The organism is Clostridium beijerinckii (genome assembly GCF_018223745.1).
Taxonomy (GTDB): domain Bacteria; phylum Bacillota; class Clostridia; order Clostridiales; family Clostridiaceae; genus Clostridium; species Clostridium beijerinckii.
Map to the genome: position 1 here is coordinate 1,190,017 of NZ_CP073653.1, position 24,893 is coordinate 1,214,909.

Annotated in this window: 21 protein-coding genes and 1 other annotated feature; of the genes, 13 read left to right on the plus strand and 8 right to left on the minus strand. The window is 29.1% G+C overall.

Translation table 11 applies throughout. From position 1 onward, the window contains the following. Nucleotides 1-146: 146 nt before the first annotated feature. The 8 genes from KEC93_RS05460 (at nucleotide 147) to KEC93_RS05495 (ending at nucleotide 9,173) form a co-directional block, all read left to right on the plus strand. A complete protein-coding gene (locus KEC93_RS05460) occupies nucleotides 147-1,169 on the plus strand; it encodes a phosphodiester glycosidase family protein (RefSeq protein ID WP_039770471.1) in 1,023 nt (340 codons plus the stop codon). A 20-nt stretch (nucleotides 1,170-1,189) separates the two neighbouring features. Next, the gene (locus KEC93_RS05465; RefSeq protein ID WP_077868070.1) at nucleotides 1,190-2,236 is read left to right on the plus strand and encodes a dipeptidyl-peptidase IV; all 1,047 of its coding nucleotides are present in this window, start codon (nucleotides 1,190-1,192) and stop codon (nucleotides 2,234-2,236) included. Nucleotides 2,237-2,719: 483 nt separating this feature from the next. Beyond that, nucleotides 2,720-3,361 carry a site-2 protease family protein gene (locus tag KEC93_RS05470; protein WP_011968361.1) on the plus strand — a complete coding sequence of 214 codons (642 nt, stop codon included), beginning with the start codon at nucleotides 2,720-2,722 and terminating at the stop codon, nucleotides 3,359-3,361. Between the two features lie 55 nt (nucleotides 3,362-3,416). Then, nucleotides 3,417-3,695 (plus strand) — a binding site (T-box leader). 181 nt (nucleotides 3,696-3,876) lie between these two features. Then, nucleotides 3,877-5,568: an arginine--tRNA ligase gene (gene argS, locus KEC93_RS05475; protein ID WP_077868069.1), complete on the plus strand. Its 1,692-nt coding sequence runs from the start codon at nucleotides 3,877-3,879 to the stop codon at nucleotides 5,566-5,568. 139 nt (nucleotides 5,569-5,707) lie between these two features. Beyond that, nucleotides 5,708-6,853, plus strand: coding sequence for an AI-2E family transporter (locus KEC93_RS05480; RefSeq protein ID WP_077723707.1), 1,146 nt, complete (start codon nucleotides 5,708-5,710; stop codon nucleotides 6,851-6,853). 29 nt (nucleotides 6,854-6,882) lie between these two features. After that, entirely contained in the window at nucleotides 6,883-7,419 is a 537-nt protein-coding gene (locus KEC93_RS05485) for a nitroreductase family protein (RefSeq protein WP_011968364.1), read from the plus strand. 261 nt (nucleotides 7,420-7,680) lie between these two features. Continuing rightward, a complete protein-coding gene (locus KEC93_RS05490) occupies nucleotides 7,681-8,409 on the plus strand; it encodes an HAD-IB family hydrolase (RefSeq protein WP_011968365.1) in 729 nt (242 codons plus the stop codon). A gap of 14 nt (nucleotides 8,410-8,423) precedes the next feature. Further along, complete coding sequence (locus tag KEC93_RS05495) at nucleotides 8,424-9,173, plus strand: ribonuclease H-like domain-containing protein (protein WP_011968366.1); 750 nt, start codon at nucleotides 8,424-8,426, stop codon at nucleotides 9,171-9,173. 153 nt (nucleotides 9,174-9,326) lie between these two features. Here KEC93_RS05495 and KEC93_RS05500 read toward each other — a convergent pair whose 3' ends face one another. Further along, nucleotides 9,327-10,208, minus strand: coding sequence for a ComEC/Rec2 family competence protein (locus KEC93_RS05500; protein WP_023973479.1), 882 nt, complete (start codon nucleotides 10,206-10,208; stop codon nucleotides 9,327-9,329). 397 nt (nucleotides 10,209-10,605) lie between these two features. Here KEC93_RS05500 and KEC93_RS05505 point away from each other — a divergent pair, with 397 nt between their 5' ends. Then, nucleotides 10,606-12,357 carry a phosphoenolpyruvate carboxykinase (ATP) gene (locus KEC93_RS05505; RefSeq protein WP_077868068.1) on the plus strand — a complete coding sequence of 584 codons (1,752 nt, stop codon included), beginning with the start codon at nucleotides 10,606-10,608 and terminating at the stop codon, nucleotides 12,355-12,357. Between the two features lie 194 nt (nucleotides 12,358-12,551). On the opposite strand, the gene KEC93_RS05510 is transcribed toward KEC93_RS05505, so the two are convergent. The 3 genes from KEC93_RS05510 to KEC93_RS05520 all read right to left on the minus strand — a co-directional run bounded on the left by KEC93_RS05510 (nucleotide 12,552) and on the right by KEC93_RS05520 (nucleotide 14,275). Continuing rightward, the gene (locus KEC93_RS05510; RefSeq protein WP_011968369.1) at nucleotides 12,552-13,310 is read right to left on the minus strand and encodes a putative ABC transporter permease; all 759 of its coding nucleotides are present in this window, start codon (nucleotides 13,308-13,310) and stop codon (nucleotides 12,552-12,554) included. A 219-nt stretch (nucleotides 13,311-13,529) separates the two neighbouring features. Then, a complete protein-coding gene (locus KEC93_RS05515) occupies nucleotides 13,530-13,730 on the minus strand; it encodes a DUF378 domain-containing protein (RefSeq protein WP_011968370.1) in 201 nt (66 codons plus the stop codon). A 74-nt stretch (nucleotides 13,731-13,804) separates the two neighbouring features. Continuing rightward, the gene (locus KEC93_RS05520) at nucleotides 13,805-14,275 is read right to left on the minus strand and encodes an Lrp/AsnC ligand binding domain-containing protein (protein WP_011968371.1); all 471 of its coding nucleotides are present in this window, start codon (nucleotides 14,273-14,275) and stop codon (nucleotides 13,805-13,807) included. A gap of 248 nt (nucleotides 14,276-14,523) precedes the next feature. On the opposite strand from KEC93_RS05520, the gene KEC93_RS05525 reads away from it, so the two are divergent. Next, nucleotides 14,524-14,844: a hypothetical protein gene (locus KEC93_RS05525; protein ID WP_023973477.1), complete on the plus strand. Its 321-nt coding sequence runs from the start codon at nucleotides 14,524-14,526 to the stop codon at nucleotides 14,842-14,844. Between the two features lie 223 nt (nucleotides 14,845-15,067). On the opposite strand, the gene KEC93_RS05530 is transcribed toward KEC93_RS05525, so the two are convergent. Further along, nucleotides 15,068-16,078, minus strand: a complete 1,011-nt coding sequence (locus KEC93_RS05530) for a CehA/McbA family metallohydrolase (RefSeq protein WP_017212753.1) — start codon at nucleotides 16,076-16,078, stop codon at nucleotides 15,068-15,070. Between the two features lie 183 nt (nucleotides 16,079-16,261). Here KEC93_RS05530 and KEC93_RS05535 point away from each other — a divergent pair, with 183 nt between their 5' ends. Further along, on the plus strand, nucleotides 16,262-16,762 hold the full coding sequence (locus tag KEC93_RS05535) for a gamma carbonic anhydrase family protein (protein WP_026015891.1): 501 nt from the start codon (nucleotides 16,262-16,264) through the stop codon (nucleotides 16,760-16,762). Nucleotides 16,763-16,970: 208 nt separating this feature from the next. Further along, entirely contained in the window at nucleotides 16,971-17,807 is an 837-nt protein-coding gene (locus tag KEC93_RS05540; RefSeq protein WP_077855853.1) for a CvfB family protein, read from the plus strand. A gap of 73 nt (nucleotides 17,808-17,880) precedes the next feature. Here the strand turns inward: KEC93_RS05540 and KEC93_RS05545 are convergent, their stop codons facing one another. Beyond that, on the minus strand, nucleotides 17,881-19,296 hold the full coding sequence (locus tag KEC93_RS05545; protein ID WP_077868067.1) for a spore germination protein: 1,416 nt from the start codon (nucleotides 19,294-19,296) through the stop codon (nucleotides 17,881-17,883). 350 nt (nucleotides 19,297-19,646) lie between these two features. Between KEC93_RS05545 and asnB the strand changes: the two genes are divergently transcribed. After that, a complete protein-coding gene (asnB, locus tag KEC93_RS05550) occupies nucleotides 19,647-21,491 on the plus strand; it encodes an asparagine synthase (glutamine-hydrolyzing) (RefSeq protein ID WP_011968377.1) in 1,845 nt (614 codons plus the stop codon). 119 nt (nucleotides 21,492-21,610) lie between these two features. Here asnB and KEC93_RS05555 read toward each other — a convergent pair whose 3' ends face one another. Then, nucleotides 21,611-21,913, minus strand: coding sequence for a hypothetical protein (locus KEC93_RS05555; protein WP_011968378.1), 303 nt, complete (start codon nucleotides 21,911-21,913; stop codon nucleotides 21,611-21,613). Between the two features lie 155 nt (nucleotides 21,914-22,068). Continuing rightward, on the minus strand, nucleotides 22,069-24,681 hold the full coding sequence (locus KEC93_RS05560) for a calcium-translocating P-type ATPase, PMCA-type (protein WP_077868066.1): 2,613 nt from the start codon (nucleotides 24,679-24,681) through the stop codon (nucleotides 22,069-22,071). Nucleotides 24,682-24,893: the final 212 nt, after the last annotated feature.

Sequence of the window (24,893 nt, forward strand, 5' to 3'; positions counted from 1 at the left end):
GTATTTAAAAGCAAAATCCAAGTACCAAATAGAATAAAATGCTGGAAAAATGAAATTATTGTAATCTAATTGAAAATATTATATAATTAGGTCTGGTGTAATTTTTATAAATGCAATTAAAATGCATTTTTAGAGAGGATAATAAAATGGATATAAATAGAAAAAATAAGAAATCTAAGGTAAAAAAAAGCAAGAAAAGAGTAAATAAGATTTCATTTAAGACATTAGCTATATTTTTTGCATTTGAATTATTTTTTACTGGATGTACATTCCCATTTTTACTTTTATATGGACCATTTGATAATGCGAAAAGCCAATATGTTGGAGCAGCAATGACTTCAATGAGTCATCAATATCTGGCTACATGGTTCTTATCAGATAAAAAAATAGCAGAAATTATGGGAGAAAACTCAACTGAAGAAACTAGTGAAACTACCAATATATCTGATATTAAAGTTCCAAAGGTTAAAGATGATACTATAGAACTTCATGATATAGAAAATTCTAAGTATAATGGTTATTATTTGGTGGTAAAAGACCCAACAAGAGTTAAAATTGGAGTAAGTTCTAAATTGGGAGTTGAAGGTGAAACTACATCAACAATTGCTGAAAACAATGATGCTATAGCTGCTATTAATGGGGGAGCATTTACAGATCAATCATCTGCTGCTCAGTGGACAGGAAATGGTGGATTGGCATCAGGAATTGTAATGACTGGTGGTGAAGTGAAAGTTAATGATGTAGGAGATAACCCAACAACAACTTTTGGGATAGATAAAAATGGAGTAATGGTTGTAGGTGATTATACAGTAGATAAACTTAAAGAACTTGGAATTCAGGAAGCTTTAAGTTTTGGTCCGGCATTAATAATTAATGGAAATATGGTAAAGATAAACGGTGATGGAGGATTTGGGACAGCCCCTAAAACTGCTATAGGACAAATGAAGGATGGCTCAATAATTCTCCTAGTTATAGATGGTAGAGAAATTGGAAGCATAGGAGCAACATTAAAGGAATTACAAGAAATTATGCATCAGCTAGGTGCATGGAATGCAATGAACTTGGATGGTGGAAAATCGACAACATTGTATTACTATGGAGAAGTTAGAAATAAACCATCAAATAGTATGGGAGAAAGAACTATTCCAACAGCAGTTATTGTTAAATAAACAGAAGGTGAGGTAGAATTATGAAGATGTTTAAGAAGATAACTGCATGGGCATTGTTATCTATACTATTACAAATTTCTGGCTTATATATTTTAGAAAATTTTATTTTTAAGCATACGTCAGAATTTAAAAGTAATAAAATAGAAGTTCAAAAAAAGGATAATACAAAAGATATTTCAGCATCTATTCCGGGAAGTGCAAAAGATACTAAAATATCAGATGATGGTAAATACATATGTTACCAGGATGGCGAAAGTGTGTATTTGGAAGATACCAAGACGGGAACAAGTAATCCAATTACAACGGAAAAAAAGGGTACAATTATGTATTATGATTGGCTTTTAGAAAGAGATATACTAGTAATAGCTCAGAAGATTGAAAAAGATGGGGAATCTAAAGTTCAGCTTATAACATATAATGCTAAAGATTTAACAGAAACAGTTGCAAGTAAAGAAGATATTTGCCCATACCAAGAGGGTATGGAAGTTAAAAAGATAACCACTTCTGTCTTTACAGGTGTATTTTATGTAGAAATATATACAGGTGGTTTAAAGAGCGCAGTTTATAGATTTGATAGAGATTATGAAAGAAAAAAGGTTCCTCTAGCAGTTAATGTTTTAGGAAATATGAAAGTAATGCCTCACAACGATAGATTAATATATGAAGATAAGTTGAATAGTAAATTTTTTGTTACCAGCCCCAATAAGCAATTAACATTTAGTGGTAATAAAAATCTGACGCTTCTTGGAATCGACAGAAATGATGTGATTTATATTGGTGAGCTTAACGGTGATAAAATTACCAGTATCACTTATGGAAAAGTTGATGAAGATACAGCAAATTGGAAAAAGGCAACACTTGATTCGGTTGTAAGTGCTAATGACTTGTATTTTAGTAATAAAAGTGAAATACTAGTTAATGATAATCTTAAAGGTAGTGTCAAGAATTTAAGTACAGGAAAAGAAGTTGAATATGAAGGAAAACTTGTTCAGATTAAAGAAGATTTCATAGCGACTGAAGATAATAGCGGAAAATTAGTTTATAAAAGTTTAAATAATAGTAAATAAAGAGGGTAAATAAAGAGTGTTTAATTAAATTGAAATTAAACACTCTTTATTAAATTAGATCTTATAATGTATATGTTGTAACTGAGTTTCTACCTTTTGTCTTAATTGAGCATTTGTTTTACTAAAATTTTAAATGTAGGTTTATTAGTACAACATATAGAACAATGTTCTGATATAAACTAATAAGTGCATTTACATTGTTGATAGTAATCTTTTATGATATAATGTTGGGAATAAATAGTAAGCAGTATATACATTTTATATAAACATTTAAGACACTATAATAGCGTAAGGAAGATAAAGAATATATATACCTAAAAAGTTTAATTTATAAAAATTTATCTTAAATTATTAGGTGGCAAAAATGAATAAGTCTATAAGAACAGAGTAATATTATTTAGTTGAAATATATATGTTCTTTTAATAGGATTTGTTCTAAGTATGATATAATATAAAACATACATATCGAAAAAGGAGGAAAACATGAATTCAGTACTTAATATGATTTTAATGATTCCAGGGATGCTTATCGCTTTTACATTTCATGAATATGCACATGCATTAATAGCAGATAGAATGGGAGATAAGACACCAAGGTTTCAAGGAAGATTGACTTTAAATCCAATTGCGCATATTGATCCTATAGGATTTGTGGCTGTACTTATCTTTAGCTTTGGATGGGCAAAGCCAGTACAAACTAATCCATCGGCATATAAAAACTATTATAAAGATGACTTGAAAGTAAGTTTAGCTGGACCAATTGCAAATTTTTTAGTTGCCATAGCAACTTCAATAGTTTTGGGACTTTATTATAGTTTTGCATATAGATTTTTACCAGATGCATTAGCTGGTGTTTTAGAGCGAATGATATATATGACGCTTGTTATTAATGTAAATATAGGATTATTTAATTTGATACCAATACCAGGACTAGATGGCTTTAGTCTTTTAAGAGATTTAAGTCCAAATACGTTCTATAGATTTGAAGAAAAATTTTATCAATATCAAATGTTCATTATGTTAGCGTTAATCTTTGTTGGAGGAAGAATAATTTCTATACCAGCCGGCGTTATACGTAATATGCTTTTAGGGATTACTAATTTAATAACACGTTTCCTATTTTAAAAATAAAGTTGACAAAATTTAAGATAATTTGTATAATTTATTATCATTAATATTGAAAAATTCTAAGAAGAGGAAAGTAGTTTAATTAATTCCTTTAGCGAATAGGGAGATGGTGTAAGCCCTATGGATAGATTAAGTGAAAAGAGCCTTGGAGAAATCACCTGAAATAAGTAGTTGAAAAGATAATAATCTAATATAGCTGGTATGATATATTAATTATTATTTTTAAACCTTTAGTAGGGCTGGTCGCAAGTTAAATTGCGTTAAAAGTTGAGAGGTATTTTATTTATATAAAATACAATAAGAGTGGTACCGCGGATAATTCGTCTCTTTTTATTTAAGAGGCGGATTTTTTTTGTTCTTTAGAAATCTATATCGAAGTTAAATTTGTGCATTTATTATGAGAAATACTGACTAAGAAAATTAAATTTTGAGAAAGAATAAAGAAATACATTCTTACAAATTATAAAGTTATTTAATTTATGAAGAGTTTGTCTAAATATAAGGAGGATATTATGGATTATAAAAGTAAAGTTGCAGAACTAATAAAAAAACATGTGGAATTAGAAATTGAAGCTATTGAAAAATTGATTGAAATACCGCCAAAGCCAGAAATGGGAGATTATGCATTTCCATGTTTCCAATTGTCAAAGGTTATGAGAAAAGCTCCAAATATGATAGCAGAAGAATTGAAGAATTCTATGTCAACTGATGGATTTGAAAGAATTGAGAATTTAGGGCCATATGTTAACTTCTTCGTTGATAAAGGAGTATTTGCAGAAAATACGATCAAAAAGGTTTTAGCAGATGGAGAAAATTATGGAGCATCAAATATAGGGGAAGGGAAAACAGTTTGCGTTGAATATTCTTCGCCTAATATAGCAAAACCTTTTCATGTTGGTCACTTATTCACTACAGCTATAGGTAATTCTTTATATAAGATGTTTAAGAAGGAAGGATATAATACTGTAGGATTGAATCACTTGGGAGATTGGGGAACTCAATTTGGTAAGCTTATAAGTGCGTATGATAGATGGGTAGACGAAGAGGCATTAGAAAAGGCTCCAATTGATGAATTACTTAGAATATATGTTAAATTCCACGAAGAGGCTGAAAAAGATCCTTCATTAGAAGATGAAGCAAGAGCAAACTTTAAGGCACTAGAGACTGGTGATGAAAAAGCAACAGCACTTTGGACTAGATTTAGAGAGTTGAGCTTAAAAGAATTTGAAAGAGTTTATAACATTTTAGGAGTTAAATTTGATTCATTAGCTGGAGAAGCATTTTATAATGATAAGATGGATGTTGTTGTTGATGAATTGAAAGAAAAAGGACTTCTTGTAGAAAGTAATGGGGCTCAAGTTGTAATGCTTGAAGAATATAATATGCCACCTTGTATAGTACTTAAAGGTGATGGTGCATCTATATATGCTACAAGAGACTTAGCAGCTGCTATGTATAGAAAGAAAACTTATGATTTTCATAAATGTGTTTATGTAGTTGGAACTCCTCAATCACTTCACTTCAAACAAGTATTTAAAGTGTTAGAACTTGCAGGACATGAATGGTCTAAAGACTGTGTTCATGTAGGCTTTGGGTTAGTTAAATTTGCAGATAGAAAACTTTCAACTAGAAATGGATCGATTGTTTTACTTGATGATTTACTTCGTGAAGCTGTAGAGAAGACAATGGAAGTTATAAATGAAAAAAATCCAGAACTTGAAAATAAAGAGGAAGTTGCAAAGAAAATTGGTGTCGGAGCAGTAATCTTTACTTATCTTAAAAACTCAAGAGAAAAAGATATTGTTTTTGATTGGAAGGAAATATTATCATTTGATGGAGAAACTGGCCCATATGTTCAATATTCATATGCAAGAGGAAATAGTATATTAAACAGAGGTAAAGAATGTACTGGAACTGTTGAATATAGTAAATTATCTTCAAAAGAAGAATTTGAGTTAGTTAAGAGTATAGCTAACTTTAATAGCGTAATAACTTTAGCCTTAGATAAGTTAGAACCTTCAATATTAACAAGGTACGTAATTGAAGTTGCAAAAGGATTTAATAAATTCTATAATGCGCATTCGGTATTGAACTTAGAAGATGAGGATTTAAAAGCTACAAGACTAAACTTAGTTAAAGCAAGTTTACAAGTAATAAAAAATGGATTAGAGTTACTTGGAATAGATGTAGTAGAAAAAATGTAGTTATTTAATATTAAATTTATTATAATTTTTTGAAATAGAGGGATGTCTTATGTAGCAACCCTCTATTTTTTGACTCGTTAATTTCTTTTATATGCCTTAAAAAATGATATATGGTATAATTGAAAAAAGCATGGAAAGGATGTGGAATGAATTGTTTATAAATAGAAATATTAAATATAGGGATATATTAATATTTGCTTTAATAGGTGTAATTGGATACAAACTTATAGATAATTATAATTTTTTCTTTGATATAGGCAGAAAAGTTTTATCTATTATGTCACCTTTTATATATGCTATTATTTGTGCTTATATATTAAATCCAGTAGTAAGTTTTTTTGAAAATAATTTTAAAACTAAAAGAGCAATATCGATATTGATTACATATTTTATAATTATAGCTTTAATTATTATAATATTATTTTTTACGATACCAAGTATAGTAGATAGTATAGTAAATATAACTAGAGAAATGCCGGCCTATGTGGAAATTATACAAAAGTGGATCAATACTCTTCTTCAAAATGAAAGAATAAAGACACTGATTGTACAAGCGGGACTTTTAAATAAGCTACAGGAAATGTCAAGCCAGATAGGAAGTGTAACAATAGGACTACTACAAAATTTTATTATGTACTTATTATCATTTACATCAAATTTAGTTAGTGTGATTTTTGGTTTTTTAATTTCAATTTATGTTTTAATGGATAAAGAAAAGTTGTTAAAACGTGCTAGAACCATAACATATATGATTTTTAATGAAGAAAAGGGGAATAAGTTAGTTACATTTATTAGAACCTATAATAAAATGATAGGAGTTTATATAGGGATAAAAGCAATTGATTCAGCAATAATAGGTTTTATATCACTTATAGGTCTATTAATTGTTGGGGAACCCTATGCACCACTAATAGCCCTGATAGAAGGGATTACTAATATGATTCCTTATTTTGGACCACTTATTGGTGAAGTAGTCGGTGCGGGAGTTGCAATCTTTGTTTCACCTATGAAGGCTTTTATGGTATTCATACTTTTACTTTGTATTCATCTTTTTGATGCTTGGTACCTTGATCCTAAGCTTATAGGAAAAAAGGTTGGAGTCAGTCCATTAGGGATAATATTAGGAGTTGCAATAGGCGGTGGCTTTTGGGGACCTTTTGGAATGCTTCTAGGATCACCTACAATGGCAACCATAAAAATATATTATGAGAAAACAGTAGAGGAGTTTAGAAAAAAGAATCCAGGATTAGTTAAGAAAGAAAGTCTTGGAGAAATTGATTTATAAAAGATTATAAAGAATTTAGGAGAAGTTTTATGAAGGAATTTATTGATTTATTAAATGAACGTCAAAGTTGTAGAAAGTATTTAAATAAACCTGTTGAAAAAGAAAAGTTAGTAAAATGTATTGAGGCTGCCAGATTAGCTCCATCAGCATGTAATAGCCAACCATGGCATTTTGTAGTAGTTAATAATAAAGAGCTAGTACCTAAGGTTTCAGAATGCTTACAGGATGCAGTTATGAATAAATTTACTACAGAATGTCCAGCTTTTATAATAGTGGTGGAGGAAAGTGGAAATTTAACTTCACGAGCTGGAGCATTAATTAAACAGCAGGATTATAGATCTGTTGATATTGGGATTGCAACTGAGCATATATGTTTAGCGGCAACAGAACAAAATTTAGGTACTTGTATTTTAGGTTGGTTTAATGAAAAAGAACTAAAGAAACTTTTAAATATAAATAAATTAAAGCGAATTAGATTAGTAGTGGCTGTTGGATATCCAGAAAATGATAATATAAGAAAAAAAGTGAGAAAGAATATAGATGAAATTCTAACTTTTATAGAATAGTCATGGATAAATTTTAACGACACTATCAATAATAAATATATTTGGTAGTGTTTTTACTTATACAATTTATATGATATATTTCAAAAATAATTCTTTATCATAATTCAAAAAATATTGCAAGAATTTCCGTCGTGATTGTGAAGCGTGAAATGTGCATTGTGAATTGCAACATATATATTTAAATTAATCAGATAGATTTTATAAGCTTTTCTGAAATGAAAAAATAAAGTATAATAAATAAGTATAAAAGGATGTGAGTTAATGGCAAATATAGGTGCGTTTTTTGATTTAGATGGAACTTTATACAGAGAAGGACTAATAACAGAAGTATTTAAAAAGATGGTTAAATATGAAATTATAGGTTCAGAAAGATGGTATAATGATTTAAGGCCTTACTTTATGAAGTGGGATAAGAGGCAGGGTGATTATGATCAATACCTGTTGAAAATGATTGATATATATATTGAGTCAATTAAAGGATTACAGAAGTATCAAATGGAATATATAGCTAAGAAAGTTGTAGAACAAAAGGGCGATAGAGTATATACTTTTACGAGGGACAGAATAAAGTGGCATCAAGCTAATAACCATACTCTAATTATAATATCTGGATCGCCTTCAGAACTTGTTGGAGAGATGGCCAAGAAATATGGCTTTACAGATTATATAGGTGCAAAATATATTATAGATGATAAAAATGTATATACAGGGCAAGTTACACCAATGTGGGATAGTAAAAGTAAATCGAAGGCGATAAATGAATTTGTTAAAAAGTATGATATAGATTTAAACGATAGTTATGCATATGGAGATACAGCAGGCGATTATACTATGTTTAAAAATGTAAAACATCCTTATTGTATGAATCCAACTAAAGAACTTTTGCAAAAAGTATTGAAAGATCGAGAATTAATAAAAAGAGTGAATGTTGTTGTTGAAAGAAAGGATGTAATATACAATTTGGACATTGAGGATATACAATTCTTATAGAAAAGAGTGATACTGTGATTATTCGTGAAAATAAGGTGAAGGTTGAAGAATATAGTGAAGAATTTATGATGAAGTCTCTAGATAAAGAATATACACCAGAAGAAATTATCTTCTTTGATTTAGAGCATTATGTATATAAGAAGCCTAAGTGTATTGGAGTATTTGGGGCGTGTGAGTATGATAAGAAAAATAATAATATTCTAGTAACCCAATATATGATTGAAGATAGAGATGAGGCGACACATATATTGTATCTCGCTAAAGAATATTTTATAAAGATGAAACAAAAAGGAAAAAAGGCCATTATCACTTTTTCAGGGAATAATGATTTTTCAGTTATTAATTATCTTTTCAAAGAAAATAATATATATTATAATTTTAGTGAAGAATTTGATTCGATTGATATTCAAAAAGAATATGAAAAGAATAAAAAATTGTCTATTGGGCTTAAAAAGTTAGAAAAAGTTTTTGATATTGTAAGAGAGGGAGAGGTAATCAGCGGATCTAATTTAGCTAAAACTTTTCACAAAGTTATGAAAGATAAAAGCTATTTCAAAAGAATGCCAGAAGAGAAAATTGAAAAAATTCTTCTTTATAATGAGCAGGATGTTATAAATTTATATTATATATATGTAAATTGGAAAAAATATATTTATGAAGATATTATCGAAGAAGCTATCGCTGAAGATGAAGTTGAAGATTTAGAAAATCTAGAAGAAGAGTATGATATTCAAGAAAATTCATTGAATAATAATTCTAATTAATGACTGCAAAATAAATAAGATAGAAATAAATAATTTAGAAATAAATAAATTTTATTTCTGATTTTTAAATGGCTCCAAGTTTTTGGGGTCTATTTTAATGCTTTAAGAACACCTAGGATGCTTTTAATATAATGAAGCATCCTAGGTGTTGATTTATTTTTTTGATATGTTAGAGCCGTCTGAGCAGATGACGATGGTTCCATCTTTATCTGTTCTATAAGTTTTTATATTGCTTTCATCTAATAATTTTGTAGTAATAGCATCAGGATGATTGTATATATTATCTTTACCTACAGATATAACTGCTATTGAAGGATTAACTTTTTTTAGAAAGTCTTTACTAGTAGAAGTTGAGGATCCGTGATGTCCCACTTTAAGCACATCTGCGCTGATATCTTCATTATTATTAAGAATTTCTTTTTCTACTTCCTTTTCGGCGTCACCAGTAAATAAAAAAGAAGTGTTACCATATTGAATTTTTATTACAGGAGAGTAGTTGTTTAAATTATCATAAAAATCCTTATTAGGAGAGAAGACATTTACTTTAGTATTTTCACCTAAGTCAATAGAATTACTATTGTTTTTCAATACATGTACCTTTAAATTCTTATTTTTTAAAGCATCTACCATGTCCTCAAAGCTTTTTGTAGTAGATTCAACTTTTGGAGAATAGAAAGTTCCTATACTATAAGTTTTTATTATATCATCCATATTACCAATATGGTCTTCATGTGGATGAGTTGCAATTACATAATCTAATTTATTTAAGTTTAGCCCTGATAAATAGTTAAAAAGTTTTCTTCTATCAGATTTAGGCCCAGAATCTATTAAAAGATTTTTGTTATTTACTTGAACGAGAATGCAATCGCCTTGGCCTACATCTATATAATGAACGAACATCTTGTTTATATCAGCGTTATTGGCTTTATTTGAATTGAATTTTGTAAGGCCACAACTTACTATGGAAAATGAAAATAATAGAATTGCAAGAAAAGTTAATAAATATTTTTTTACATTATACTTATTTTTGTTCATAAAAAAGTTGTCTCCTTGATTACATAGTTTTAATATAATTCTACCATTTAAGGAAATGTAATGGAAACAAAATTATTCTAAATGCAAGCAAAAGAAAAATAAAAAGTTAAAATAAAACACGAACAAAATTGTAAAAAGACGATATAATATTCATATAATGAGCTTTCTGAGCTTTTTTATAGCATAGTCAGATAGGGGTGGAGGAATTAACTTTGTTGAATTTTAATTTAAGAAATTTCTTATGAACTCGAGTTATTTTTAGATGAAAAAAACTTTAAAATGAAAAATGCAAAGGTTGAATATTGCAAAAAGTATGATATAATTATTTCAATATGTGGAATTTGAAAAGAAAAATGCAATATTTAAATATGAAAAAATTCATATGGGGGGCCATGAAATGAAGAAAGAATTTTCTATGAGTAATGACAAAGTGATGATAAACTTTACAGCAAAGTACTGTAATAGCTTTGAGGCTATACTAGAAAGTGATGGATTTAGACGAATTTTAGAAGTTTATCTAAGAAGAGCTAAAAAGAAAAATTCAGTAGCATACAGATATTTAAGTAAGACATTAGATACAGATAGTCTTATAGATATTAGAAGAGATTTAACTGTAGTAATAAAATATTTAACAGTTATGAGTGTTGAGGAAATTATAGAGATTAGTGACTCATATTCGAAACTATTAGAGGATAGGGACAAGTTTGTAGTATTTATAGAAGATTTCTATTTATTTTGGAGAAAGCTTGAAAGATATACAATAGTTCATAGATATAAGGTTCAACAAGGCCTTGCAGCAGTTAGTTTTACAGAAGCAAATGCTAACTTTTCTACATTAATTCTAAGTTTGTACAGAAAAATTGAACAGCATGTTGCAGGATATCAGCCAAAAGTTTATAGACAAATACCAGCTGGTGGAAATGCCTGCATAATGATTCATGAAATGGAATGGGTAAGACCAAATGGATATGAAGCTTTAGAGGAAGTACCATTTATTGATCATATACTTTTAGAAACACCATTTATAACTTATCCTAAAAAGAATACAAGAGATGGAATGTTCACAGAGATAAAATATAATCCATTAAAGTATGCACAAATAAATAAAGAGCATTGGTTTTGTTATCCAGCTAAGATAGGCGGGTTACTTACTTTTATTTATTTCCATAGAGATTTTATGGAACATGGAATAACTTTATGTAATCTGTTCGAGATGGCTAGAAGTGAAGAAACAAGGGGAAGAAAGCCAGACATTATTTATGTATATGGAGCTAAAGATAACGATGAAGATCTAAAAACAGTGTTCTTTGATGATGTTCAAAATGATATAATGCTTGGATATGTAAATCATTCAGAAAAGATAGATTATTTTGGGTATATAAAGAAGATGACATTAACATTATACAACTTAATAATGATAAAGAGAGGATATTTGCCAATACATGGTTCAATGGTGAATATTATTTTAAAAAGCGGAGATGAAGCTAATGTTGTTATCATGGGAGATAGCGGAGCTGGTAAATCTGAAAGTTTAGAAGCTTTTCGTAGTTTAAGCGAAGATTATATTTCAGATATGACTATTATCTTTGATGATATGGGAACTTTTAAAATAGAGGATGGATTAATTAATGGATATGGAACTGAGATTGGTGCATTTGTCCGATTAGATGACTTAGATCAAGGATACGCCTTTAAAGAAATGGATAGAAGTATATTTATGAATCCGGATAAGGTCAATGCTAGACTTGTAGTACCAGTAGCATCATATAAGGAAATATCAAAGGGACATCCAATAGACTTTTTCTTCTATGCTAATAACTACGACGGCGTTAATGAAGGAGAAAAATATTTAGATTACTTTAAAACTCCAGAGGAAGCCATTAAAGTATTTAAAGCAGGTGCTAGAATGGCGAAGGGAACAACAACGGAGAAGGGCTTAGTAGAGTCATTTTTTGCAAATCCATTTGGGCCAGCGCAAAAGCAGGATGAAACAAATATTCTTATAGAAAAATATTTTAATACAATGTTTGAAAATGGACAAGTAAAAGTTGGACAAATTAGAACTTGTTTAGGTGTAAAAGGGCAAGAAAAAAATGGGCCAAGAAATGCAGCTATAGAATTATTCGATGAAATTAAAAAGATGAAATAAGTATTAAGGCACAATCAAATAAATAAAAAGTCCATTTGCCAGCCTATTTCCCATTATGCTACGTTGGAAAATCGACCTAATAGACCCGCTATGAGGGCAATTTGTCGCATTGCCTAATGAAAAATATCTATGGCAACTTTGGACTTATTATTTATTTTAATGTGCCTAAAAGAGATTAAGGTAAAGCATTTACCTTAATCTCTTTTTAATTTATCTCTTAAAGCCTTAAAAATATTTAAAGATCTATAAGAAATACTTGAAAAGTTTTGTCTTGATTGTCTATTATATAAATTCATTTTTAGCTTACTGAAAAATGATTCAAAGTGTCTAATCCTACCAACAGCTTTTTCTTTTGTAAAATTCAATAATGAACTTGGTTTATCAAATAAAAAATTAGCTGGCACAAATTGAAATGCAAAAGACATTTTTTCAAATTGCATTAAAGAAGCTATAGTTAAACTAAAATCAATAAGATAATAAATAATAATAAAGAAAATAAATACCTCACCAAGTGTTTTGGGAATATTATTGATTATGTTTACCACTATAGGATGTATTATCTTAATTATGCCTACCTCACCAACTCCCCAGAGTAGAGAATAAAGTAAACAAACACGACCATGTATATTAAATGGATCGTCAGTATAATCCCACCACTTTGTCTTAAATGCTTTTTCTAATACAAAACCAGTAATATATTCTAAGACTGTTGTAAAGAAACAGGCTAAGAAGAATAAGGCGAAAATATTATGTTTGTAGTTATCAAGAAAGACTACAAGAAATAAGACACCAAATCCATATATAGGACAAAAGGGACCATATAAAAATCCTCTATTAACAAACCTACGTTCATTTTTAAAATAATACAAGACTTCGAGGCACCAGCCAGCAAATGAATAGAATACAAAAAAATATATTAAATTATAAAAATTAAAATTTAATACTGTACGCAAATGTATACTAACCTCCTAGTAAAATATAAGTATTAATAATTTATTCCATTATATATCAAAACATAGCTAAAGAAATATTAATTTTACATTAAAAATTTCTTATCACTATGTATAAAGCTTAAGTATAAATAAATATTATATTGAGATTAGCAGCGATAGAATTAGCGTTTAAGTCATTTTTATTTTAACAAATATAATATTAATATTTATTATGCTGCATTATACTCTAGATCTTTCTTGAACGAAAAAAGAGATAGAATATAAACTAGCAATTCCAACTAAACAATAAATTATTGTAGATAACATTGAAAAACTTCCAAAAAGGAAATCTACTAAGTTAAATCTAAAAAAACCTATTAAGCCCCAATTAATGCCGCCTATAATTATAAGGGCAAGTGAAATTGAATTTAAAATTTTCATAAAAAACACACTCCTTATTATAAGATACCTTTAGTATGTATATAAAAATGTGTTTTTATTCTATTTTTTTATAATTATTCTAATGATATATTTCTGTCTATAGGTTGAGATAGAGAAATAAATGTATCAGTTCTTTGTACTCCATCAATGTTATTTATCTTGTTAAGTAAAACATTCTGCAAATCTAAAATATTAGCACATACAACTTTAGCAAACATAGAATAATCACCAGTAGTTAGATGCAATTCAACTACTTCCTTTATGTTTGACATTTGGTCAAATACATAGTTAAAAGAAGATGTTTTATCAACATAGATACCTACAAAACAACATACATCGTATCCTAGCTTAGGAAGGTTTAAAATTATTCTAGAACCTTTTATTATTCCTAGATCTTCCATTTTCTTCATTCTTACATGAATAGTACCACCGCTTACGTGGCATATTCTGGCAATCTCCAAGTAAGGAGTTCTACAATCTTTTATTAATAAGTCAAGTATTTGTAAATCTAATTCATCTAAATGATTATTTGAAATTAAATTCATTATATCACCTCATATCTTTTATATCATATACTTTTTCTATTTTATCAAATATACGCGAATAATTAAAGATAAAACTATAAATTTGTTAAAAAAAAATTATAATATTGATATTTTAATAAAAATTATTACTTTTTGATTACAATGTATACTGATGAAATCAACACCAATTAAAAGGAATGCTTGATAATAGTTTATATATAAATTATCATTAACCATATAGACTTTTTTATAGGAGGATATGTGAGTAGATGAATCTTTTTACATCAATTATTTTATTTGTAGTAATGCTTCTTGTTATATTTGTAGCTTATGCATTATGCAAAAAATTTATATTTGGTAAAGTGCGTATAAATAAGTGGATACCTTTAGCGATAGCTGCAGTATTATTTGCGGCCCAAATATTCGTAGGTGCATCAAATACTTATATTTCAAGTGGATTATCTATTTTTGCAGTTCTATTTTTCTTATGGTTCATGGATATTACACAAAGAGGCGGACTTAAGAAAAAAGAAAAGCAAATAGTGATTAAGCCAAAAGCTAAACCAAATAGAGTTAAAAAAAATAAATAGAAACATAGAAAAGAAATAGAATGTATGATTTATAACAATGTAAATGTTTTGAAATTATATATTCTATTTCTTTTTATATGAATTATTTTTTTAAGAATATATATGCGTTGCAAAAAATCTTCATCATAATTCTAAAAATATTGCAAGAATTTTAGCTGTAATTGTGCATAGTGAATTATGAATTGCTAATTGCAACATATATATTTTAAGTATATAAACAATATTATTCTTGACCTCTAAAAATGGGAGAACTAATAGCGATTTTGTTATTATCCAGTGCTATCTTTATTACATACCACAACTCAGTTTTTAAGGGCTCGTGAGAATACAAGTATTTTACTTTATTTAAATTCAAGTTAGATATTTTTTTTATTATAGTCCCACCAGTAGATATTATATCAATTTCTAATATTTTGTGATTAGGATCATGGGCAAAAATTGAAAATTGTAAATTATCATCTTCCATAGGTATAATATCGCCCATAAATTCATTATTTATTGTAAAGTACATAGTTAAAGTTCTGGATTCTGTTGAATAAGTGTGTCGTTTTCTAAAAGCGTCGACTAGAGACTGAGTTGTAAGCTCTTCTGCAATTATACATGTTAAATTTTCATCGTCACCAAAGTTTAATCTATGATTATCCTGACCATTGATTGCGCCTAGTTTCCAGTTTTTATCGAGTAAATGGTAATAATATTTTTCATATCTTAAATACTTGTTTGGATAAGATCCATTTCCAACTTCTATTGAAGTTATTAGTTTATTTAAAATAGAGTTGTATTCTAAATATGTTATTGTTTTGTGGGGATGGTTAATTGAAATAAATGCATTAGGATTATTAAGCATCCATAAAACTAATAGTTGCATATTATTTACTGTTCCAGTAAAGAACCTGTTTGGATTTACTACATTAATGTCTCCAAACGGATTAGTTTTGCTTTCAAAACCAACCACAGCTAAAAAGTTTTCATGTTTTTTATTATAACGAACAGTTAAATATTTTAGAGCATCCCATCTACTTAGCTCAGAGCTTTTTACTTTTATTGTTTTTGTTAAATGATTATTATGGTCTGTTAATATAAGGAAATTAAGGCCGTTATGTCGTGCATAATCAAATGCTTCAATTGGAGTTCCATGTCCAGTGGAAAAATTGCAATGGGCATGAGGAATTCCATAGTAAAAATTCAGATCATCTATATTAAGCTTATTTTTAGGTGATTTTTTTTTTCCCAAAGTTATTACCTCTAAAAATTATTTATAGTATATATATATTGCAATGCACAATGCACAATTCACAATTAATAATTAATTATGGTTTAAATTATTATTTTATTTCGTATTTCTAAAGTGAGCAAAATAATGACAATAAGTGAATGTAATGTTAAAATAACCTTAGTGTTTAGTGAGGTGATTGTTATGGTGAAAATTTATAAAGACAAAAAACCTGTTTTGGATAGCGATATTTATATTTCAGAAACTGCAGTAATTATTGGAGACGTAACACTTAAGAAAAATGCGAATATATGGTTTGGTGCTGTTATAAGAGGTGATGAAGCATCAATAACTATAGGAGAAAATACAAACATCCAAGAAAATTGTGTGGTACATGTTGATTATGGATATAATACAGTTATAGGAGATGGTTGTACTATAGGGCATGGCGCAATAATCCATGGATGCACCATTAAAAATAATGTTTTAGTAGGTATGGGATCAATAATATTAAATGGAGCAAAAATAGGCAATAATACAATTATAGGAGCAGGAAGTTTAATAACTCAAAATAAAGAATTTGAAGATGGCGTTTTGATACTTGGAAATCCAGCAAAAGTGATACGAAAGTTAACACAAGAAGAAATTGAAGGAATTAAGAAATCATATATAAGTTATCTGGAATTGAGTAAAGATTTCAAGTAATTTAGATTTAACATGTTTTATATAAAGAAAAGATACAAGTTATTATCATATTGTGTAGTAATAAATTTACATTCAAGGTTCTAGTAAGGTGAGTACCCAATTGATGATAGCAATGTAGAAAGTTAATTTCAATATATAGAATGATCAAGAAAAGTAATAAAGAAGATAACATCGATTAAGTTGTTATGATTAATGGAGGAAATTAAAAATGATATCAGTAGGGCAATATAGTAAATTAAAAGTAAGTAAAAAAGTAGACTTTGGATATTATCTTGAAGATAATTTTGGTGATGAGGTCTTACTTCCAAACAGTGCGGCAAAAGGACATGAAATAACAGAAGGTGACCAATTAGAAGTATTCATTTATAGAGATTCAAAGGATAGGATGATTTCAACTCTAAAAAAACCATTATTAACAGTTGGAGAGATTGGTTATTTAGAAGTAGTAAGCCAGAATAACATTGGGGCATTCGTAAACTTTGGGCTTGAAAGAGACTTATTCGTTCCATTAAAAGAGCAAAGTTATAAGCTTAAAGAAGGAAAAAAATATCTATTTTATATGTATGTAGATAAAACTGATAGATTAGCGGCAACTACTAGAATACACTCTTATTTAGATATAGCAGAAGAAGGTAAATATAAAGTTTCTGATGAAGTAAATGCTATAGTTTATGAAATAAATGAGAATGCGACCTTAAATGTTGCAATAGATGGTGAATATAGAGGATTAATATTAGCTAATGAACATTTTGAGTACATATATCCTGGACAAGAAATAAAGGGAAGAGTCAAGAGAATTTATGAAGATGGGACTATTGGAGTTACAACAAGAAAGAAAAGGTTAGAAGCAAGAAGTGAATTAAGTGAAACGATACTTAATTATTTAAAAGCAAATGGTGGATTTATGCCTTATAATGATAAATCATCTCCTGAAGATATAAAGAGAGAGTTTAATACAAGCAAAAATTATTTTAAAATGACATTAGGCGGGCTAATGAGAGAGAAATTAATTACACAGGATAAAGAGGGAACTAGACTCCTATAAGTGGCAAGTGAAAAGTTATAAATTAAAAGTGATAAGTTTTATGTTAACTTATCACTTTTTTCCTTCACAGGACTTATTGTACATCGTTTGATATTCTTGTTCTGAATAATAAATTTTTAAGAGCTTTCCAGTTAAATGGTATTAAAGGATAAAAATATTTATCACCAGCTATTGTTTTTGTACTTGCCATAACTATTAGAATGAATATAATACCGCCTAAAAATCCCCAGAAACCAAAGAAACCACAAAGTATAAGTAAAATCATTCTTGCAAATTTTAAAGCAAAATTCATTTCTATACTAGGTTGAGTAAAGTCCCCTATAGTAACGATGGACATATATAATATAGACTGAGGAATAAACCAGCCTGTTTTTACAGCATAATCACCAAGGATTAAACCACCAATCAGAGACATTGCACTTCCAAGTGGGCTTGGAGTATTTAAACCAGCCAGCTTTAATATATCAACAGCAAATTCCAAAAGCATGAATTGTCCGAGCAGAGGTAAAGCAAATTCCTCTTGCGGTTTCAAGAAGTCAAAATAACTCGGTATAAAAATATTACCATTAACAATCATCAAATAAACTGGAGTTAATAATATTGTTGCTAACATTACGAAATTTCTAACAAGTCTTAAGTAGTTTCCAGTGAATAATGGGAAATAATAATCATTTACATCTTGTAAAAAATCAAAAATTCCTGTTGGGAGAATTATTACGTTTGGAGAATTATCCACAATAATAATTATTTTTCCTTCAACTATATGTGCAGCGGCTACATCAGGTCTTTCTGTAAATCGCACCTTTGGAAATGGATTAAGCCAATTTTTTGTGCACATTACATCAACTAAACTTTGGTCAGAAAGCGTTAAGGCTTTTATATTTACTTTTGATATGCTATCAATTATTAAATCAAGAACTTTTTTATCTGCAACTCCATCTATATATGCAATACATACATCTGTTTTTGATATATCCCCAACTTGGTGTATGTCAAAAACTAATCTAGGATCTCTTATTCTTCTTCTAATGAAACCAGCATTAAATACTAACTTTTCAATGAAGCCATCTCTTCCACCTCTTAAAGTTTTTTCCTTTTCAGGTTTTGATGAATCTGAACCTGGATAAGTACGCAAATCTAAGAGTATAAATGAATCATAGCCATCAACATACATTATTGTTTGGCCAGATAATAATGCGATTAAAATTTTGTCTAAATCAGTTTCAGTTTTAACGGATACGTGTGAAACTTTATTGTTGATAAAGTCATCAATTGTTTTGTATGAATTCATTGTTTCAGGTGTTATCTTAAAGAAAGATTTTAATATTTCTTCCATGATAGCATCTTTAATAAAACCATTCAAAAAATATAAAACAGAGCTTCTTCCCCCAACAATGAAGTTTCGTTCAACGATATCGAAACTTTTATCTACAACTAAATTTGAATGAATTAAGTCAATATTTGCTTGGTAATTGTTTGCAACATTCAATTATTTTACCTTCTCTCTCTATTTAAATATACATATCTAGTATGTTACAGATAAGAAATAGTATTCATGTTTATCAAATATATAAGTTTATAATTCTTTATACAATTATTAGAGAGAGAAGTTTTTAACTGTGAAATGATCTTAATTGCACTTCGTGCTTTTTTTTATTGTGCGTACTTTTTTCAAATGTGTAAAGTTCTTAATTGTGCTGTCGCACTTTCTTTAAAGTAAAAAAGATCTTAATTGTGCTATCGCACTTTTTATAAATGTGCAAAGATCTTAATGTGCTGTCGCACTTTTTTTAAAGGTGCATATTTTAATAGTATCAATACTATTAGAAGGTGAAATGGATGTGCGGAATTGCTGGATTAGTAAATTTTAAAAAGAATATAGTACAAGATAAAGATATATTAAATAATATGATAAAGACTTTGGAGAAGAGGGGACCTGATGCAAAAGGATATTATATATCTCCAAATGTTTTATTAGGCCATAGAAGGCTTATAGTTGTAGATCCAGAAGGTGGATTGCAACCTATGACTAAAATATTTGAGGGTAAGAAATACACATTGGTTTATAATGGTGAGCTATATAATACTGAGGATTTAAGAAAAGAATTAAAAGCTAAAGGATTTACTTTTGATTCTTATTCAGATACTGAAGTATTGCTTACATCGTATATTTGTTGGGGGAAGGACTGTGTAAATAAGCTTATAGGTATATTTGCATTTGGAGTTTTTGATGAAGATAAAAGAGAAGTTTTTTTAGCTAGAGATCAAATGGGGGTTAAGCCATTATTCTATACTGTTCATGATAATACCCTTGTTTTTGGTTCTGAGATAAAAACTCTTTTAGCAGATCCAAGAGTTAAAAGAGAAATTGATATGGAAGGATTAACTGAAATATTTGGGCTTGGACCTGCGACAATACCAGGAAGCGGAGTATTTAAGAATATAAAAGAAATTGCACCAGCCAACTGTTTATTAGTTTCAGGTGATGGAAACATTAAAAAGTGGGAATATTGGACAGTTGAAGCAAAAGAATTTCATGAAACAGCAGAAGAAGCAATAGTTCATGCGAGAGAATTATTAATAGATGCAGTAAAGAGACAATTAGTTGGAGATGTACCTGTTTGTACATTCCTATCAGGGGGATTAGACTCCTCAATTATATCAGCAATAGCTGCTGAGGAATTTAGAAAACAGGGAAAGAAGCTTACTACTTATGCGATTAATTATGAAGACAATGAAAAGTATTTTAAAGCGTCATTATTTCAACCGACATCAGATGAATACTGGTCAGAAGAAATGGCAAAGTTTATAAATAGTGATCATAGAAAAGTAGTTTTGAATCATTCAGATTTAGCAGCTGCATTAAGAGATGCTGTGATATCAAGAGACTTACCTGGTATGGCAGATATCGATTCATCAATGCTTCTATTTTGTAAAGAAATTCGTAAAGACTTTGTAGTTGGACTTACAGGAGAGTGTGCTGATGAAATCTTTGGGGGATATCCTTGGTTTACAAGGGATGAAATGTTCTATTTAGATACATTCCCATGGTCAAGGTTTGTTAATGATAGAAAGGCTATAGTTAATAAGAAATTAAAAAATATGCCGCTAGAGGAATTAGTTAGAACTCAATATGAAAAATCTCTAAGTAAAGTCCCTCATCTTGATGGGGAGAGTAAGAGAGATTATAGGATGAGGGAAGTGTCATATTTAAATCTAAAATGGTTCATGGTTCAGCTTCTTACAAGAAAAGATAGGACTAGCATGTATAATGGACTAGAAGCAAGAGTTCCATTTGCCGACATTAGATTGGTTGATTATGCGTTCAACTTGCCAGCTGATGTAAAATTATATAAAGGCAGAGAAAAAGGATTATTAAGAGCAGCTTTTGAAGGAATATTGCCAAATGACATTATATACAGAAAGAAGAGTCCATATCCTAAGACACATAATCCAGTTTATACAGACATTGTATGTAAGATGATAACTGAGATTTTAGATAAGAAATCTTCACCAATTCATGAAATCATTGATGAAAAGGTAGTTAGAGAGATAATACTCACAAAAGGAGAATCATATAAAGCTCCATGGTATGGGCAGCTAATGACTGGACCACAATTGCTTGCTTTCTTGATTCAAGTAAATATTTGGCTTGAAGAATATAATGTTAATCTACTAATTTAATTTTTAATTCATAATGCACAATTATGGGTAAGCTACTTTGGAGTTTTAAAAATATATATCTAAAAATTTAATCGTGAATTGTGAATCAAAAAAGTTCTGCCTTCCAGCAGAACTTTTTTCTAGATATATTTGAACTTTACAGATATTTCTTTAATTTCACCTTTTGAATTTTTTCTAATTGAAAATTGTTTTATGTCTTTAAAATCATTTTCTAATTGATAAGTTAATTCTGTAATAGTAGCTTTAGCTTTCTTAGTTAAACCACCATCTTCAATAATTTCAAATCTTGATTTTCTGCAAGTTGTTTCATCATTTTTATCATCAATAATTACATAATATTCAGGTGCTTCTTCTATGACCACATATTCCTTATTTAAAGTTAAAGTTGAACAAAGATCATTATCTATACATTTTATTATCATTTTAATACCTCCTAAATCCCTTTTATATGATAGATTGTACTATAGATATTATCTTGTTTCAACTATAATTAAAAAGATAAAAAAAGTTTGTCAATATTCATAAAAATTGATCATTAAAATATTGTAATAAATGTAATATTTTAATTACCTTATGCTTATCTATGATATTTAATTAACTTAAATATTTCGTTAAGCAAGAATGGGATTAAAGAAATACATATTACTAGAAGCCAATCTCTGGCACTTAAAATAAATACATTAAATACATCAGCGAAGAATGGAATTATAATTATTAAAAATTGAATACACATACCAAGTAGAATTGATAGCAATAAATATTTGTTTGTGAAGAGTCCAACCTTTAAAAGAGATTTTTCTCTGCTTCGCATAGAGAGTGAAAAAAATAATTGGGAAAAACTTAAAACTACAAAAGCTAAAGTTTGAGCATGAACTAGGGAGCTCATATACAATCTTTCACCAAGAAGAAAAGCAGCTAATGTTACACCACCAATTAGTACACCATTTAAAGCCAGAAATAACCCCATGTGTTCTGCAAAAAGTGATTCTTTTGGATTTCTAGGTGGATGCTCCATTACGCTTGGATCCTTTGGATCTATACCAAGAGAAAGAGCAGGAAAACTGTCTGTTATTAAATTCACCCATAAAATATGAATTGGTAATAATGGTGGATCAAAATTTAATAGAATAGCTACAAATAAAGAAACTATTTCGCCCAAGTTACAGGACAATAAGAATATTATAGCTTTTCTTATATTTGCATAAATATTTCTTCCTTCCTCTACAGCTTTGACTATTGTGGTAAAGTTATCGTCAGTTAAAATCATATCAGCAGCACCTTTAGCGACGTCAGTCCCTGTAATACCCATAGCAACACCTATATCAGCAGCCTTTAAAGATGGAGCGTCGTTAACGCCATCACCAGTCATAGATACAATATTCCCATGGAATTTAAATGCTTTTACAATCTTAACTTTATTTTCTGGAGAAACTCTAGCAAATACCTTATAATTGTTAACTATTTTATTAAATTCTTCATCGCTATAGCTATCAATTTCAGCGCCAGTCATGCATTCATTTATACTATTTGCAATTCCAAGTTCACTAGCAATTGCAAAAGCAGTATTTTTATGATCTCCAGTTATCATAATAGGAGTTATTCCAGCTTGCTTACATAAAGCAATTGATGGTTTAACTTCCTCTCTAGGAGGATCTATCATTCCCATTAATCCTACGAAAGTTAAATCTTTTTCGAGAGAATCTATGCTGACGCTTTCATCCTTTATGTCTTTATAGCTTAAACCGAGGACTCTTAAGGCTTCGTCAGACATTAGATTAGATATTTTTAGGATTTCATCCTTTTTTTCTTGTGTGAAATCAATTATTTCTCCATCTAATAAGATTTTGTCTGAAAGTTTAAGTAAATTATCAATGGCTCCTTTGGTGAAAGCTTTAAAATGTGAATCGTATTTATTTACAGTAGTCATTAGCTTTCTATCTGAGTCAAAAGGAATTTCATCAACCCTTGAGTGATCTGTGCTTAAATCTTCTTTATATAAGTCATACTTGATTCCAGCATCAAGCAAAGCAATTTCAGTAGGATCTCCTGTTTTACTACCATCTTTTGAAGTAGCATCATTGCATAAAATCATTCCTTCAAACAACAATTTTGTATCATTATCACCTAGATCGCAATCATTAATAGATACAAGTTTATTATTTATGCAGCATTTTTTTATTGTCATTACATTTAGAGTTAAGGTTCCAGTTTTATCAGAACATATTATATTAACAGATCCTAAAGTTTCAACGGCTGGAAGTTTTTTTACTATAGAATTTTGCTTTATCATTCGCTGTACACCCATTGCTAGTACTATTGCAACAATTGCTGGAAGGCCCTCAGGAATTGCAGCAACAGCTAAGCTTATAGCAGTTAAAAGCATTTCGAACCAATCTCGTCCTTGAAACATTGATATGACAAAGATCAATATACAAATACCTACAGCTCCAAAGCCTAAAGTTTTTCCAAGAGATGCAAGTCTTCGCTGCAATGGAGTCGTATTATCTTCTTCTTTATTTAGCATATCAGCTATTTTTCCTATTTGTGTATTCATTCCAGTATTTACAACAACACCAGTTCCGCGGCCGTAAGTCACTAAAGTTGACATAAAGGCCATATTTATCATATCACCTATAGGTATATTGCCATTTGCAAGGGTAACATTACTATCTTTTTCAGCAGGGACAGATTCACCAGTAAATGCTGATTCATCTATTTTTAAATTAGCACTTTCAATTAATCGTAAATCAGCAGGGAGATATCTTCCAGCATCTAGTATAATAATATCACCCACAACAACTTCTTCAGAAGGTATTTCTTTTATAATACCTTCTCGCTTAACTATAGCTTTTGGGGTAGATAATTTTTTTAATGCCTCGAGAGATTTCTCTGCCTTAGATTCTTGAAACACTCCTATTAGAGCATTTATTAAAATTACAAGCAGTATTACAATTGTGTCACTATATTCGTGCATAAATGCAGAAATAATTGCTGCAACTAAAAGTATATAAATCATAACATCGTTTATTTGAGATAAGAATAGCTGCCAAAGGCTCTTTTTACTTTGAGAAGCTAATTTGTTTTCTCCATATTTTTCAAGGCGCTCTTTTGCCTCTGATTCAGAAAGACCAACATCAGGATTAACATTTAATTTTTGCAGAACTTCTTGTGAAGGTGCATCAAACCACATGGATAACATCACTCCATTCATAATTTAGTATATACATATATATATTAGAGGTTTGATGAATTTATATACATGGGAAAAAATGAAATATACATATCAAAATCAAATATTAAGTAGAGAAAATAACTGGATTTTGATATAATTAATTAAATATATATATTGCAAAAATAATTCTTCATCATAATTTTAAAGATATTGCAAGAATTTTAGCTGTA

What these genes read in the sequence shown, in the direction of transcription:
- KEC93_RS05515 (WP_011968370.1), bottom strand. Translation starts at nt 13,730, where the DNA reads ATGAAAATTTTAAATTCAATTTCACTTGCCCTTATAATTATAGGCGGC.
- KEC93_RS05555 (WP_011968378.1), bottom strand. Translation starts at nt 21,913, where the DNA reads ATGATAATAAAATGTATAGATAATGATCTTTGTTCAACTTTAACTTTA.
- KEC93_RS05480 (WP_077723707.1), top strand. Translation starts at nt 5,708, where the DNA reads ATGTGGAATGAATTGTTTATAAATAGAAATATTAAATATAGGGATATA.
- KEC93_RS05535 (WP_026015891.1), top strand. Translation starts at nt 16,262, where the DNA reads ATGGTGAAAATTTATAAAGACAAAAAACCTGTTTTGGATAGCGATATT.
- KEC93_RS05525 (WP_023973477.1), top strand. Translation starts at nt 14,524, where the DNA reads ATGAATCTTTTTACATCAATTATTTTATTTGTAGTAATGCTTCTTGTT.
- KEC93_RS05520 (WP_011968371.1), bottom strand. Translation starts at nt 14,275, where the DNA reads ATGAATTTAATTTCAAATAATCATTTAGATGAATTAGATTTACAAATA.
- argS (WP_077868069.1), top strand. Translation starts at nt 3,877, where the DNA reads ATGGATTATAAAAGTAAAGTTGCAGAACTAATAAAAAAACATGTGGAA.
- KEC93_RS05560 (WP_077868066.1), bottom strand. Translation starts at nt 24,681, where the DNA reads ATGTGGTTTGATGCACCTTCACAAGAAGTTCTGCAAAAATTAAATGTT.
- KEC93_RS05485 (WP_011968364.1), top strand. Translation starts at nt 6,883, where the DNA reads ATGAAGGAATTTATTGATTTATTAAATGAACGTCAAAGTTGTAGAAAG.
- KEC93_RS05505 (WP_077868068.1), top strand. Translation starts at nt 10,606, where the DNA reads ATGAAGAAAGAATTTTCTATGAGTAATGACAAAGTGATGATAAACTTT.
- asnB (WP_011968377.1), top strand. Translation starts at nt 19,647, where the DNA reads ATGTGCGGAATTGCTGGATTAGTAAATTTTAAAAAGAATATAGTACAA.
- KEC93_RS05500 (WP_023973479.1), bottom strand. Translation starts at nt 10,208, where the DNA reads ATGAACAAAAATAAGTATAATGTAAAAAAATATTTATTAACTTTTCTT.
- KEC93_RS05470 (WP_011968361.1), top strand. Translation starts at nt 2,720, where the DNA reads ATGAATTCAGTACTTAATATGATTTTAATGATTCCAGGGATGCTTATC.
- KEC93_RS05465 (WP_077868070.1), top strand. Translation starts at nt 1,190, where the DNA reads ATGAAGATGTTTAAGAAGATAACTGCATGGGCATTGTTATCTATACTA.
- KEC93_RS05490 (WP_011968365.1), top strand. Translation starts at nt 7,681, where the DNA reads ATGGCAAATATAGGTGCGTTTTTTGATTTAGATGGAACTTTATACAGA.
- KEC93_RS05460 (WP_039770471.1), top strand. Translation starts at nt 147, where the DNA reads ATGGATATAAATAGAAAAAATAAGAAATCTAAGGTAAAAAAAAGCAAG.
- KEC93_RS05540 (WP_077855853.1), top strand. Translation starts at nt 16,971, where the DNA reads ATGATATCAGTAGGGCAATATAGTAAATTAAAAGTAAGTAAAAAAGTA.